Here is a 13,510-nt window from a genome sequence, read left to right as displayed (position 1 = left end):
ATGACAATAATTCAAGCCAACAAGGAACCTCAGCAGCTTAAATCTGTTGATATTTTTACTATAGAAATCATTAAAAATGCCTTAATAGCGATTGGCGAAGAAATGTTTTTAGCGTTGAAGCGCAGCAGTAAAAGTCCCATTATTTATGAATCATTAGATTATGGTATTGGGGTAACAGATGCCCAAGGGCGATTAATATCACAAGGTAACGGTATTCCGGGTTTTATAGGAACACTCGACGCTGCAGTGCAGCGCATCATTGAAAAGTTTGATGCCAATAATATTTATGCCGATGATGTATTCATCTTAAATGACCCATACTCAGGCGGAGGCACTCATTTATCCGATGTGTGTATGATCCGTCCTATATTTTATCAGCATACATTGGTTGCATGGACGGCAAATAAAGCGCATTGGACTGAGGTTGGCGGCAAAGACCCTGGAAGCTACAGTGCTGATGCAACCTCTATTTACCAAGAAGGCCTTCAGTTCCCGGGTATCAAAGTGTATGAAAAAGGCATTGCAAATCAATCGCTGTTAGATTTGATTGAAGCAAATGTGCGCTTACCGGAAATGACCTTGGGTGATTTAAAAGCCTGTGCGGCATCATTAAAAGTAGGTGAGCAGCGCTTTTTATCTTTGATAGAAAAATATGGACAAGAAACAACATTAACAGCAATTGATAAACTATTAGATCACGGCGATACCATGGTGTTTGAAAAGTTTAAAACGTTACCCAAAGGCGACTTTTATGCTGAAGACATTATCGACGAAGATGGTATGGGACACGGCCCCTTTGTCATTAAAGTCAAAGTCACTATCACTGATGAAGAGTTTATTTGTGATTTTACAGGTTCGTCAAAACAAGCACTTGGGCCAATTAATTGCACTATGGGTGTGCTTGTTTCGGCAGCGAGAGAAGTATTTATGGGCGTTGTAAAGCCCAATGCAGCGGCTACTGACGGTTGCTTTAGACGTCTTAGAGTAGAGTGTCCAGAGGGCACAATATTAACAGCCCAGCGCCCTGCTCCTGTTTCATCCTATTTTGAGTCAATGGTTTGTGCGGCGGATGTGATCCGTAAAGCACTCTCCTCTGCCATTCCAGAAGTATTAACTGCTGGTCAATTTGGCTCTGTGTGCACAATAAGCTTATCGGGAATTAATCCTCTGACAAAAGAACCATTTTTGTTGGTTGAACCATTAGTCGGTGGTTGGGGAGCAAATATCATCAAAGATGGTGAGTCTGGTCAGTTCTGTGTTGGCAATGGCGAAACGAGCAATATACCCATAGAGATCACTGAAGAGCGTTATGGTGTTCGCGTTGAGCGCTATGAATTTAATCCAGATAGTGCTGGTTGTGGTGAATTTCGCGGTGGTAAAGGGGTTATTCTCGAGTATCGCATATTAGGTGATGGAGCTGATATTTCGAGCTTTTTTGGTCGAGGGATCACACCAACATGGGGAACCAATGGTGGCCAGAACGGTTCTTGTAACTATATCGCGATTATTGATAGTGATGGCAATGAAAAAGCTAGATTCAGTCGAAAAAGCCGATATCCTTTAGAGAAAGGTGACTTAATACGCTTAGTCACTGGCAATGGTGGCGGTTGGGGAGACCCATTAAAACGTTCAGCACAATCTATCACTAAAGATATTGTTAATGGATTTATTTCCGAACAGGAAGCTATAGAAATATACCAATATAATCAGTAACTTTATTGAATGTTAAGACTTCTAAAAACAAAAGGATTATATGTCTACATTACCAATTCATAAAACCAAAGATTTTGCATTTGGTTTAGCAGGCTTATTAACCGCTCCAATTGGTTACTTAGTACTATTATTTTTGCCTGTATATTTAGAAGTTATTGCATTAACAATGAAGCTGACAAATGTGCAAGTGGGGTATTTAGCCGCTACCGATGCGATGGGCATCGTGGTGGCTACCCTCGTATTTTCAACATTTGTTGCAAAGCTTAATTTCAGGAATATCGTCATTGCCGGAGTATTACTGAGTTGCTGTGCAAATTTGGCATCAGCCTATACCGGTGATTTTTTGGTGTTGTGCCTCATTCGAGTTATAGCAGGCATTGGTGAAGGTTTACTCGTGGCCGTTGGCATCACTTCAATCGGGATGACGACTAACCCGAATCGTTGGTTTGGGTTTTATACCGCGGTGGTCGTTGCCGTTCAAGCACTCGGTCTGGTAGCTGTTACACCTATTTATCAATTTGCTGGGCTACAGGGGGTATTTGTCGCCATGGCAATATTTTATTTAACACCATTATTTGTCATCAATAATTTACCCAAAAACAGCCAAAGCTACAAAGATAAGCTTACAAATGATGACGTTATAAACACAATTCCCACGCGATACTTTCTTATCGCACTTGCTGGTTTATTTTGTTTTTACATCGGTATAGGCGGTACGTGGAGTTACATTTCCTTTGTAGGTACGGATGCAGGATTGTCGTTAGATTATGTTTCTCAAGCACTCGCCCTTGCTATGATAGCGGGCTTATTGGGGGCGCTATTTTTTGCTTGGTTAAATATTAAAGGCAAGAGCACCTTGTTGTTACTGCTCTCTATTGTGTTGATGAGTGCTTGTTTGATTGTTGTGTCTTTTGACGTCAGTGAATTTAAATATTTAGCTTTGTTAAGTATATTCAGCTTCTTTTGGAGTATTGTTGGCGCAAGAACTTTTGCGATTATTTCAGATGCCGACCACTCAGGAAAATATATTACTGCAGCCCAAACCTGGGTTGGTGTTGGTTACATTGTTGGTCCGATTGTGGCAAGTAAAATTATGTTAGACTTTAGCTACTTAGGGGTAAATGTAATGGGATCTATCTGTTTTGTTGCGTGTTTTATATTAATGATCCCTCTAGCTTACCAATCAAAATAAGGCTATCCCATAAACGAAATAGCCTTGAAATCAAATCAAGGCTATTGATTTTATAGTGATTTCATTCTTAAGATACTCTTGTGGCTCTGCCTGTTCAAAAATACTTGTTAACGCGTCTATCCCGTCAGTAATTCGGCCAAAAGCAGCGAAACCAAGGCCGTCACTATAACGTTTACCACCATAATCAAGTTCTAATTGATCGCCAATACAGAAAAAGAAGCTACCATCAGCACTACCCGGTTCAAATCTCGCCATCGAGATGGTGCCATGAGTGTGTGAAAGCCCAGAATCTTTTGTTGACTCATGGATTATCGGCGGTAAAAGTAAGGGATGTTCGGGCGGTAATCCTGCTTGGATCACTTGAATTTTTGTATTGGCATCTTCAGGCTGCTCAGCATTACTTTCAGTGACAATTCGAAATATCGTCGAGTCATTAAATCGTTTTTGCTGGACATAATTTAAGAAGTTACTGACTGTTACTGGTGCTTTATCAGCGTATAGAGTAACGATGAGGTCGCCAATGTCAGTGTGTATTTTTACTTTTGGGTTATGTATCACCTATACTCTCCAGAAAATCATAATTTAATAATTATCATATATTTATTAAAAATTTTAATCGGAAATATGTTAACTATTTTGAGTTATTTGGTGAATAATGCCTACAAATCAGGTTATTCTTTTGCAAGGCATAAAAGGACAAGATGAATGATAAAAAAACCTGTCAAACTGGATAAAATAAATCGAAATATTCTTATTGAACTACAGAATAACTCTCGAATTAGTAATAACGAATTATCTGAACGGGTAGGTTTGTCACCCAGCGCATGCCTGCAACGAGTAAAAGCGATGGAAGATTGTGGCTATATATTACAGTATGTTATGGCGTTAGATATCAATAAACTCTGCGTTAATGTAAAAGCCTATATCAATATCAAGCTAAAGAGTAACACCTACCAAAACTGCTCAATTTTCGAGCGTTCTGCAAAAAAATACCCTCAAATAGTCGACTGCTTAAGAGTGAATGGTGGAATTGATTATATCGCTTTTGTCATTTGCACTTCTATTGAAGAATTTAATGACTTTTGTGATGAGCTTTTACAAGCAGATTTAGGCATCGAAAATATCACCTCTCATTTCGTACTCGATGAGCCAAAGTGGTTTGGTGGATACCCCTTGAATAATTTGCAATGGAAAGGTATGTAATTAGAGTCTAGGTCTGTTGTTCTTTACTGATTAATTTTCGTTCAAGTCAAATACGTTTTAATTGAAGCGAAAGATGTACAGCCTAGTCATCGGGTGAGTTTAATTGATGTTTTAAAGTACACTCTGGCTCAATTAACTATTTTATTAATATATTGTTGTCCAAAAGCATGTTTATTGCTGCATAATCAGTAACAAACCGCTGCTGTGCGATAGCAGACAACTGACTAATAAGAATTATTCTTTATGTTTTTATCACCTTATTTTACTAAGCAAGATCAAAGCGTGTTTATTTCGGCTCAACAAGCCAGTGACTTCGCCAAAAAAATCGCTGGAGATTTCAACCCTATACACGATGTGGGCGCTAAACGCTTTTGTGTCCCTGGCGATTTATTATTTGCACTAGTGCTGACCCAATACGGCTTAAGCCAAAACATGCAGTTTAAGTTTGCCGGCATGGTCGGTGATAACGTTGAGCTGCACATCGATAAAAATGTGGTCAATAAATTCAGCATTAGCGACACCAAAGGCAAAGAATATCTGCATATTGAGCGTCAAGGTGAAGTGTGCCAATGTGATATTCAAACAGCGGCATTTATTAAAAGTTATGTTGCTTTTTCAGGATTGAACTTTATCCACGTACTTGTGCCGATGATGAAGCAATACAAGGTCATGATTAACCCTGATCGCCCATTAGTGATTTATGAAAGCATGTCATTTCATTTAGACCATTTTGATTTCAGCACCATCAGTTTGCACCTTATCAAACAAGACTTAGCGATTGATGGTAAGCGTGGCGATGTCACCCTCACCTTTGAACTGCAAAGCGAAGGAAAAGTGATTGGTAGCGGAGTCAAAACATTAGTATTAAGCGGCTTACGTGCTTTTGATGACGAGCAAGCGCAGCAAATGTGCGACAGATATGAAAGTAGAAAGCTGGCGTAAACCAAGATACGTGAGCGATGTTCATCGTTCACGAAATACCATTCCATAACGATACCTGCGTAATTCAACTTATTGAATGCTCAGATACCAATATGGAATAGTCTCTTCGATATCGTATTGATCATAATGTCAATTTTAATACCGATTTGTTACTTACAGGGTAAAACTTAAATAGCCAAAATTTTTAGTGCTTACAACAAATTGGTACATGTAACAAACTCGTGAATTTTGATCAGTTACTTTGGCACGTCTTGTAATAATGCCAAGGCACTATTACCGATAAGTTGCTCAACACATTTACGCCCAGCATCAGCAAAATGACTAACCGCAGCCTCGATGACAATATTAAGCGATTTGAGTATTTTCATGCTTTCGTCACTACTGCCACATAAACTAAAAAACAGTTGTAATACTGCTTTACGTTCAGGTTGTTTCATAACTTCAGCCCATGATTGCTCTAGTGCCGATATTGAAGAAAAATCTAATCCTTCAATAAAAAACTGTCCGATACGCTGATCTAAACGCACTAAAAATTCTGTTTTACGCGGAAAGTGATGACTGATACCCGTTCGGCTGACTCCAGTGGCGGCAGACAGCGTGGTATAAGACATCGCCTCAAAACCAATCGTGAGGATCTGTTTAAAGGCTTCATCTAAAATTTGGTTAACGGTTAACTCAGTTTCAACTCGTGAACGCTTGGCCATAAACTTGGTCTCTCTAATTATTTTGGTGCCAGAGCTTACCAGACCAAACTAGAAAATTCTGCTAAGAATTAGCAAATTTACAACATTTTTAACCGTACAATATCCAGAAAGACAGGATAAAACAGAACATTATCGCGATAACTATTTATTTACCCTTTAAAATCAAAGGTTATAAAAAATCACCATTTAATGAGCAGTAAGAAGTGATAAAAACACGTAACAAAAATTTACATATTATTTTCGGTTAAGAATTGATTCTTCAGCCAACGTTGTGTTTCAGCCTTACCCATTAACCTTTCTAATGTCGGCGACAACACTTGAATTAGCTCCGATTGACGCCAAAACATGTACCCTGGCAAAGATTGAACCGCACTAAAAGTACGCTGCACTAAGCTAGAAAATTCTCCCATGTCACGCGGCGACCACGTCGGCATTAATGGATAAACTGCGGATAGAAAATCCTCATAGTGAGTAAAATGCTGCAATTGTTGGGCATTATAATGATTGAGCACAATTTGAAGTTGAGGCGCGCTCCAATGCGACAAATTACCACTGTCGTTAATAAGGGCCAGATTTCGGCGATGAAATTGTTGCCACGCTAAATCGAGCTGCTGATAATGCTGCGCAATACGCCATAACAGATACAAATCCGCTAGCCACTCATGCTGATACTCAGTTAAAGATGAGGGTAAAATACTGCCTTGTAGTGCAATGTTATATAAATGGCCTATTTCATGCCACAAGGTTAATTGTATTTGGTTGGCTAATGGCAACTGATAAGTTTTTAAACCAATTGCGCCACTCTGTTCAGCCATATTGTTAGCAGGATTGACAACAATAACCCCTGCTATTATGTGATGTTCAGCAACCAGCACCATCGCACTTTTACGCCCAACGGCGCGGCGAATATTGGCAACAGAAAAAGCGGTTTGTTGTTGTAATGAAGCAGGGAGTAACGCAATACACCTTTCCAGTGAAGATAAAGAACATACTAGCGCTTGTTTGGTTGCTATTGGGATAAAATAAGCTTGGCGAATGTCATCACTCGCCAAACCATTTTCAACCATAACTGTTGTGGTTTTTAGTTGATTTGTGGTCATAGATTGAGGCGTAATAAGCTGGCCGGCATTAACAAAGTGACCAACCAATAACGGCGCGCAAGCAACGCTACAGCTTAATAACTTGAGTAATGACCGTTGCCAGTATCTAAGCATCAACTATTTTTGTGACATAATATTTTGAATAATAGCGGTAGTGGATACACCATCTTCAAATCCAAGCACTTCAACCTTGCCACCTGCAGCCATCACTTCAGCACCACCAGCAATATCTTCCACTTTGTAATCGCCGCCTTTGACTAAAGAATCTGGCAATAATCGCGTAATAATACGTTGTGGGGTGTCTTCAGTGAAAGGGACTACCCAGTCTACCGATGCTAGACCCGCTAAAACTGCCATACGGCGATCAACAGGATTAACCGGACGTCCAGGGCCTTTTAAGCGCGTCACCGAGCTATCATCATTTACAGCAACAATAAGGCGATCACCTAAGGCTTTAGCTTGCTGTAAATAGCTCACATGGCCAGCATGTAAAATATCAAAACAACCGTTGGTCATGACAATGCGCTCACCGCGTAAACGGGCCTGATCCATTGCATAAGCTAATTGATCTTCGGTCATTACGCCAAAACCAGACTCGCCATGGTTAAGGGCTAATGCTTGAATCAGCTCAATGCGGCTAACCGTTGAAGTGCCAAGTTTACCTACAACCACGCCCGCGGCGGTATTGGCTATCGCACAAGCTTGCGCTAACGAAGCACCGGCAGCAATTGAGGTCGCCAAAGCAGAAATCACCGTATCACCTGCTCCCGTAACATCGTGAACTTCACGTGCAACCGTTGGAATGTGCAGTTCGGGTTGGCTTTGCGACACTAACGTCATGCCCTTTTCTGAACGGGTCACTAAAATGGCGTCAAAGTCGTGCAACTTAATCAGTTTCTGTGCTTTTTCGATTAAATCATCTTCGCTGGTTACCGTACCGACAACCGCTTCAAATTCGCTCATGTTTGGCGTGATTAATGAAGCTCCGTGATAACGAGCAAAATCATGCCCTTTCGGATCAACTAATACCTTTACCCCTTTAGCTCGTGCTTTAGCAATAAAGTCCTTAGGTTCATCAATGGCGCCTTTGGCATAATCAGACAATACCAATACATCGACATTGTCTAAAATGGCTTCGCTTTGCGCGAATAATGCTTGGCTAGTCGCTTTATCAAATTGCTCTTCAAAATCTAAGCGGATTAACTGTTGATTACGCGACAATACTCGTAATTTAGTAATTGTCGGCTTGTCTGCTACCGTTAACCATTGCGGCTCAACGCCAAACACTTTTACCCCTTGGGTTAATGCTTGTGCGGTTTCATCTTGGCCTACTATGCCCGCTAACTGGACATGTCCACCTAATGTTGCAATGTTTAATGCCACGTTGGCGGCGCCGCCGGGTCTATCTTCAATTTGATTAATTTTAACAACAGGTACAGGGGCTTCGGGTGAAATGCGTCCCGTAGGGCCTACCCAATAGCGATCTAACATCACATCGCCAATCACTAAAACGCGCGCATTTTCAAAAGCTGGGAGAGAAACCTTCATAGTGTATTCGCTGTCTTGTAAAAATTTAACCGTGATTGTACCTAATTTTCATCTAAATATGAGTTAGAATAACAAATAATTTTTTGTGAACTAGACGAGTTGTCCGTGGTCGAGAAAGCCGAATTTTCTTCTGATTTATATCATCCTAAACATTGGCCTATATGGTTTGGCGTCGGTTTGATGCGTTTAACCTTACTATTACCTCTGTCTTGGCAAATGAAAATTGGCCGTGGCATTGGTCGATTAGTCATGAAAGTTGCGAGCGGAAGAACCCATACCGCTAAGCGTAATATCAATTTATGCTTTCCTGATATGAGTGATGCAGACAAGCAACAACTGCTTGAGCGTACTTTTGAAGAAACCGGTAAAGCGGTATTTGACACCATTAACGCATGGTGGTGGTCAAACGAGCGCGTGCAACAGCACATGACCATTAAAGGCACTGAGCATGTTAGTCAGAGTTTAGACAATGGCAAAGGGGTGATTTTATTTGCGGTACATTGTTTACCACTTGAAATGGGCGCGCGTATATTTGGCCAGTTTGCCCCGGGAATTGGCGTATATCGTCCCCATAACAATCCGGTGATGGAATACTTACAAGTCAAAGGTCGCTTACGTTCAAACAAAGGCTTAGTGCCTAAGCGTGATGTGCGCCAGATGATCCGCAGTCTGCGCAGTCCTGATGTCATTTGGTATACCGCCGATCAAGATTTTGGCCGTTCAAGCGCGGTGTTTATTCCCTTTTTTGGCGTGCCAGACGCTGCCACCATTACTGGCGCAACCTCACTGGCAAGATTAGGTAAAGCCAATGTAGTGCCTTTTTTTGTTGAACGTAATAGCGATGACAAAGGCTACACCCTTGAAATAATGCCGCCTTTAGAGAATTTTCCTGGCGACAATGAAACAGACGACGCCATTCGTGGTAACCAGATTGTAGAACAACTGATTAGCCGCAACAAAGCTCAATACATGTGGCTTCATCGTCGTTTTAAAACCCGTCCCACTGAAGACACGCCATCGTTATATGACTGATTTAAGTTAAACGCGTCGGGGTATATAAATGATGACTGTTGCTACCAACTAATAGCTACTGATGAGCAATACATAATTAACCCGCTATAGCAGTATTAAAGCCATAGCGGGTTAGTTATGTATTCAGAAAAATGTAAAAATCGAGACAAAAAAAGAAGCTATTAAGTTTTCTTATGAGTAAATTCAAACTCTTGCGAAATATTGACCGCCTTAAATCCTGATGGGTCCGCCATCAAGGTTTTCGCCATAAAATCGGCTGCCATCCCAAAAGGCTTTTCATTAACTTGGCGATTAAACTCAATACCTTCGCCCGTTTGGCTGATTAAATATTGATAAGCCAAACGGTTACACTCAATCACCCAATCAGCGGTTTCGCCAGCGGCTTCAGTTCTTGGCAAGCAACTTAACCCAATAGCGTTATCATTGTGTGTTATCGATAATTCGACTAAGTGGCCTAATTGAGCATCATCAGCTTCTGCTAGCATGGAGACAATCCCGCCTAGAGAGCAAACCAACAACGAACTTAACAATTTCATATTAACTCCTTTTAATACGTATCTAACGACGATCATTGAGATCAATAATATTCTTACCAACAATCATTTTACAAGCAGTCATTTTACAAGCTGTCGTTTTACAAGCTGTCGTTTTGTAAATACAGCTAGACTAACAGTGAACACCATTAAATAAAATCACAAATCTCCGCAAGCGACTTTTTCTCAATAGCATGCTGTGGAATGGTCGCTCCATCGGCCGGGTATCCCGCTATAATAAGCATATACGGACGCTCATTATCATTGTCGCGCCCACACACTTTACTTAAAAAACTCATCGGTTTTGGCGTATGCGTTAATGTGCCAAGACCTGCATGATGCAATGCTTGAATTAAAAAACCGGTCGCAATCCCCACAGACTCATGCACATAATAATTACTTTTCTGTTCACCCGATTCTTCAGTACGTTTTTTGCTAAACACTGCAATCAGCCAAGGCGCGTGTTCTAAATACGGTTTATCAGCATTAGTGCCTAAAGGTTTTAATGCATCTAACCATTCTTCACCGGCGCGACCTGCATAAAATGCTTGCTCTAACGCCTCAGCTTGTTGACGAATTTGCGCTTTTATCTGTGGGCTATTTATCGCCACAAAATGCCATGGTTGATGGTTAGCACCATTGGGCGCCGTGCCCGCTGCCAATATGCACTGCTCAATAATGGCTTGGGGTACCGCGCGATCAGAGAATGCCCGTATTGAATGACGTCGCTTAACTTGCTGGTAATTATCTTGTGCCCGCTTGAGCATTTCATCTGGAGAATATTCAATAAAATCTGTTAGTGGTAAATGCGCTTGGCTCATAATCCATCCTAATTGTTGTTCTTATGATTGCTATTCTTATGATTGTTATTCTTATGATGGTTATATTTTTATAAAGTGAAAACTCATTTTCAATAACCGGTAGTTTTTGTAATAGTCCTAAGCTAACAAACAGGATAATAATTGCTATTAAAATATTCTTATTGAAACCATTAAGGCGACAGATTAGAGTCTAGCGAGTCGGTTTAGCTTTCTAAAGGATTATATGATTGCAGCAATAATAGGTGCGACGGGTTTAGTGGGGAATACCTTACTTACTCGCATCATTGAAAGTGAACATTATAGTAAAGTATTGGTTATTGGCCGTTCGGCACCTAATTTGGTCGAACATCAATTTGGGGCTGAGAAAGTGCAATTTATTTGCTGCCAACTGGACGAAGTACATGAGCTGGCATTGGCAGAAAAAGTTGATCATGCGTTTTGCTGTTTAGGCACCACAATTAAACAAGCGGGCAGCGAAGAAGCCTTTATTCAAGTCGATAAATTAGCCGTATTGGCTTTCGCTAAACTTATCCAAGTTCAAGAAAATCCTTCACTTAAATTTATGGTGGTGACCGCATTGGGCGCGGATGCTAAATCAACCGTGTTTTATAATCGAGTCAAAGGCGAAGTAGAGCAAGCCCTTAAGGCACTATCTTTACCGGTACTCAATATTTTTCAACCGAGCTTATTATTAGGACCACGAGATAATGGTCGTTTTATGGAAGATATTGGCCAAAGCCTTTTTGGTGGTTTATCGTTTCTATTTATCGGTCCGCTGCGTAAATATCAGCCCATTAATGCGCACACGGTAGCGGAGTCGATGTACCAAGTGGCTTTGAAGCCTCAGGTCGCTCCCACGCATCAAATTATCACTAATGCCATGATGCATCGCTGTCATTATTAATACCAATCGTATTAGTTATCTGCTCATGCTGTGGGAATTCAAATGACGTTAATCAAGTCGAAGACTTGAAGGCATAGTCATTTTACGTCAAAGGCTTCAACGCAGAATAATGTGATTGGTTTAATACTAAGCTCGACAAAAACACGCGAATATGACAAGTTAATGCACATGTGATGTTTAATACTAACAAGGCAACACGAGTAACTATAACCATAACGTAAGGAGAACGAGAATGAGTGATGATAACGATTTATCTTTAAATGAAGTCTGTGAAATACTCGACAAAAGCCCTACTACGATTAAGCGTTATGCTCGCGAAAATTTACTGTTCACTGAACAAAACGGTAATGTGCTAAGTTTCAACAAAGCCGAAGTAATGCGTTATCTGGCGTTTTCTGAACGTTAATATCGACTTAACTCCTATTTGCTAAAAAATCCCCAAACCGTCAATGACAGTATGGGGATTTTTTATTGATACGCTCAGTTCATATTCTTATTTACAGCTTCTAAGCTACACTTGGACGAGTAAATATGAATGACCGAACATAGGCTAGCAAACATAAACCCAACGCTCAACACAGCATTAGTCACCAAAATCATCTAGCAAGATGTTTTCAGACTCGACACCTAAGCTTTCTAGCATGGCTATCACTGACGCGTTCATGATTGGAGGACCACACATATAAAACTCACAGTCTTCTGGCGCTTTATGTTGTTTCAAGTAATTCTCATACAGCACGTTATGAATAAAGCCGGTATAACCCGTCCAATTATCTTCAGATAATGGATCAGACAAAGCAACATGCCAAACAAAGTTGTCATTTTCGGCGGCTAGTTGATCAAAATCTTGCTGATAGAACACTTCACGAGTTGAGCGAGCACCATACCAAAAGCTCATTTTACGTTTGGTTTTAACACTTTTTAATTGGTTAAATATGTGCGATCGCATCGGTGCCATACCCGCACCACCACCAACAAACACCATTTCAGCATCGGTTTCTTTGACGAAAAACTCACCAAAGGGACCAGAAATAGTTACCTTATCACCGGCTTTTAAATTAAAAATATATGACGACATTTTGCCTGGTGGTAAACCTGCTTTAGGCGGCGTTGCAATACGTACATTTAGCATAATCGTCCCCTTTTCATCAGGGTAATTTGCCATTGAATAAGCACGTAATACGTCTTCATCAACGGTAGACACTAAATCGAACAAACCGTATTTAACCCAGTCACCACGATACTCTTCAGGAATATCAAAATCGGCATAACGTACTTCATGCGCAGGCGCTTCAATTTGAATGTAACCACCGGCTTTAAATAATACATCTTCACCGTCGGGGATTTTTAATAACAGCTCTTTAATAAACGTCGCTTGGTTATTATTTGAAACAACCTCACATTGCCATTTTTTAACCCCAAAAATTTCTTCATCAATCTCAAGTTCCATGTCAGTTCGCACCGTCACTTGGCACGCTAAACGACAGCCGTCTTTGGCTTCTTTTTTCGAAATATGATCAAGTTCGGTCGCTAAAATATCACCGCCACCCGCTTTTACTTTTACGCGACATTGGCCACATGTTCCACCACCGCCACACGCTGATGGTATAAAAATATGTTGTCCAGACAGTGCGCCCAATAACTTATCACCAGCAGGAGTTTGCACGCTTTTGCTGGCGTCACCATTAATACTAATAGTGATATCATTGGTGTTCACTAACTTACGTTTGGCAGCTAAAATCACCACCACTAGCAAACTTACCACTATGGTAAACATGCCAATACCTATTGCCATTTCCATTAAATAACCCTTCTCTT

14 protein-coding genes are annotated in these 13,510 nt (G+C 40.7%); 7 read left to right on the top strand and 7 right to left on the bottom strand.

What is annotated here, in order from left to right; all coding sequences use genetic code 11:
• Together GUY17_RS03610 and GUY17_RS03605 are read left to right on the top strand one after the other, a co-directional pair.
• Entirely contained in the window at positions 1-1,713 is a 1,713-nt protein-coding gene (locus GUY17_RS03610; RefSeq protein WP_162022325.1) for a hydantoinase B/oxoprolinase family protein, read from the top strand.
• Positions 1,714-1,753: 40 nt separating this feature from the next.
• Complete coding sequence (locus tag GUY17_RS03605; RefSeq protein WP_162022324.1) at positions 1,754-2,905, top strand: MFS transporter; 1,152 nt, start codon at positions 1,754-1,756, stop codon at positions 2,903-2,905.
• Between the two features lie 30 nt (positions 2,906-2,935).
• Here GUY17_RS03605 and GUY17_RS03600 read toward each other — a convergent pair whose 3' ends face one another.
• Positions 2,936-3,463, bottom strand: a complete 528-nt coding sequence (locus GUY17_RS03600; RefSeq protein WP_162022323.1) for a peptidylprolyl isomerase — start codon at positions 3,461-3,463, stop codon at positions 2,936-2,938.
• 147 nt (positions 3,464-3,610) lie between these two features.
• Between GUY17_RS03600 and GUY17_RS03595 the strand changes: the two genes are divergently transcribed.
• Positions 3,611-4,108, top strand: coding sequence for an Lrp/AsnC family transcriptional regulator (locus tag GUY17_RS03595; protein WP_174839627.1), 498 nt, complete (start codon positions 3,611-3,613; stop codon positions 4,106-4,108).
• Between the two features lie 243 nt (positions 4,109-4,351).
• On the top strand, positions 4,352-5,050 hold the full coding sequence (locus tag GUY17_RS03590; RefSeq protein ID WP_162022322.1) for a DUF3581 domain-containing protein: 699 nt from the start codon (positions 4,352-4,354) through the stop codon (positions 5,048-5,050).
• A 236-nt stretch (positions 5,051-5,286) separates the two neighbouring features.
• Here GUY17_RS03590 and GUY17_RS03585 read toward each other — a convergent pair whose 3' ends face one another.
• The 3 genes from GUY17_RS03585 to hldE form a co-directional block, all read right to left on the bottom strand.
• On the bottom strand, positions 5,287-5,754 hold the full coding sequence (locus GUY17_RS03585) for a TetR/AcrR family transcriptional regulator (protein ID WP_162022321.1): 468 nt from the start codon (positions 5,752-5,754) through the stop codon (positions 5,287-5,289).
• A 227-nt stretch (positions 5,755-5,981) separates the two neighbouring features.
• Positions 5,982-6,968 (bottom strand): hypothetical protein, encoded by a 987-nt coding sequence (locus GUY17_RS03580; RefSeq protein WP_254439859.1) that lies wholly within the window; start codon positions 6,966-6,968, stop codon positions 5,982-5,984.
• A gap of 3 nt (positions 6,969-6,971) precedes the next feature.
• Positions 6,972-8,402: a bifunctional D-glycero-beta-D-manno-heptose-7-phosphate kinase/D-glycero-beta-D-manno-heptose 1-phosphate adenylyltransferase HldE gene (gene hldE, locus GUY17_RS03575; protein ID WP_101086086.1), complete on the bottom strand. Its 1,431-nt coding sequence runs from the start codon at positions 8,400-8,402 to the stop codon at positions 6,972-6,974.
• Positions 8,403-8,507: 105 nt separating this feature from the next.
• On the opposite strand from hldE, the gene lpxL reads away from it, so the two are divergent.
• Positions 8,508-9,434: an LpxL/LpxP family Kdo(2)-lipid IV(A) lauroyl/palmitoleoyl acyltransferase gene (gene lpxL / locus GUY17_RS03570; RefSeq protein ID WP_162022320.1), complete on the top strand. Its 927-nt coding sequence runs from the start codon at positions 8,508-8,510 to the stop codon at positions 9,432-9,434.
• Between the two features lie 161 nt (positions 9,435-9,595).
• Here the strand turns inward: lpxL and GUY17_RS03565 are convergent, their stop codons facing one another.
• Positions 9,596-9,970: a hypothetical protein gene (locus GUY17_RS03565; protein ID WP_101086088.1), complete on the bottom strand. Its 375-nt coding sequence runs from the start codon at positions 9,968-9,970 to the stop codon at positions 9,596-9,598.
• A gap of 146 nt (positions 9,971-10,116) precedes the next feature.
• On the bottom strand, positions 10,117-10,788 hold the full coding sequence (locus tag GUY17_RS03560) for a nitroreductase family protein (RefSeq protein WP_174839626.1): 672 nt from the start codon (positions 10,786-10,788) through the stop codon (positions 10,117-10,119).
• Positions 10,789-11,011: 223 nt separating this feature from the next.
• On the opposite strand from GUY17_RS03560, the gene GUY17_RS03555 reads away from it, so the two are divergent.
• Both GUY17_RS03555 and GUY17_RS03550 read left to right on the top strand, forming a co-directional pair.
• Positions 11,012-11,692, top strand: a complete 681-nt coding sequence (locus tag GUY17_RS03555; RefSeq protein WP_162022319.1) for a nucleoside-diphosphate sugar epimerase — start codon at positions 11,012-11,014, stop codon at positions 11,690-11,692.
• A 232-nt stretch (positions 11,693-11,924) separates the two neighbouring features.
• A complete protein-coding gene (locus GUY17_RS03550; RefSeq protein ID WP_101086091.1) occupies positions 11,925-12,098 on the top strand; it encodes a helix-turn-helix domain-containing protein in 174 nt (57 codons plus the stop codon).
• A 177-nt stretch (positions 12,099-12,275) separates the two neighbouring features.
• On the opposite strand, the gene nqrF is transcribed toward GUY17_RS03550, so the two are convergent.
• Positions 12,276-13,493, bottom strand: a complete 1,218-nt coding sequence (gene nqrF / locus GUY17_RS03545) for an NADH:ubiquinone reductase (Na(+)-transporting) subunit F (RefSeq protein WP_162022318.1) — start codon at positions 13,491-13,493, stop codon at positions 12,276-12,278.
• Positions 13,494-13,510: the final 17 nt, after the last annotated feature.

It is taken from the genome of Shewanella sp. Arc9-LZ (assembly GCF_010092445.1).
GTDB lineage: Bacteria > Pseudomonadota > Gammaproteobacteria > Enterobacterales > Shewanellaceae > Shewanella.
Note: the sequence above shows the minus strand (reverse complement) of the source record. Positions and strands in the feature narration are given on the sequence as shown.

Coding starts and splice junctions, on each gene's coding strand:
- GUY17_RS03565 (WP_101086088.1), bottom strand. CDS start 9,970: ATGAAATTGTTAAGTTCGTTGTTGGTTTGCTCTCTAGGCGGGATTGTC.
- hldE (WP_101086086.1), bottom strand. CDS start 8,402: ATGAAGGTTTCTCTCCCAGCTTTTGAAAATGCGCGCGTTTTAGTGATT.
- GUY17_RS03550 (WP_101086091.1), top strand. CDS start 11,925: ATGAGTGATGATAACGATTTATCTTTAAATGAAGTCTGTGAAATACTC.
- GUY17_RS03560 (WP_174839626.1), bottom strand. CDS start 10,788: ATGAGCCAAGCGCATTTACCACTAACAGATTTTATTGAATATTCTCCA.
- GUY17_RS03610 (WP_162022325.1), top strand. CDS start 1: ATGACAATAATTCAAGCCAACAAGGAACCTCAGCAGCTTAAATCTGTT.
- GUY17_RS03580 (WP_254439859.1), bottom strand. CDS start 6,968: ATGCTTAGATACTGGCAACGGTCATTACTCAAGTTATTAAGCTGTAGC.
- GUY17_RS03605 (WP_162022324.1), top strand. CDS start 1,754: ATGTCTACATTACCAATTCATAAAACCAAAGATTTTGCATTTGGTTTA.
- GUY17_RS03595 (WP_174839627.1), top strand. CDS start 3,611: ATGATAAAAAAACCTGTCAAACTGGATAAAATAAATCGAAATATTCTT.
- GUY17_RS03555 (WP_162022319.1), top strand. CDS start 11,012: ATGATTGCAGCAATAATAGGTGCGACGGGTTTAGTGGGGAATACCTTA.
- GUY17_RS03585 (WP_162022321.1), bottom strand. CDS start 5,754: ATGGCCAAGCGTTCACGAGTTGAAACTGAGTTAACCGTTAACCAAATT.
- nqrF (WP_162022318.1), bottom strand. CDS start 13,493: ATGGAAATGGCAATAGGTATTGGCATGTTTACCATAGTGGTAAGTTTG.
- GUY17_RS03590 (WP_162022322.1), top strand. CDS start 4,352: ATGTTTTTATCACCTTATTTTACTAAGCAAGATCAAAGCGTGTTTATT.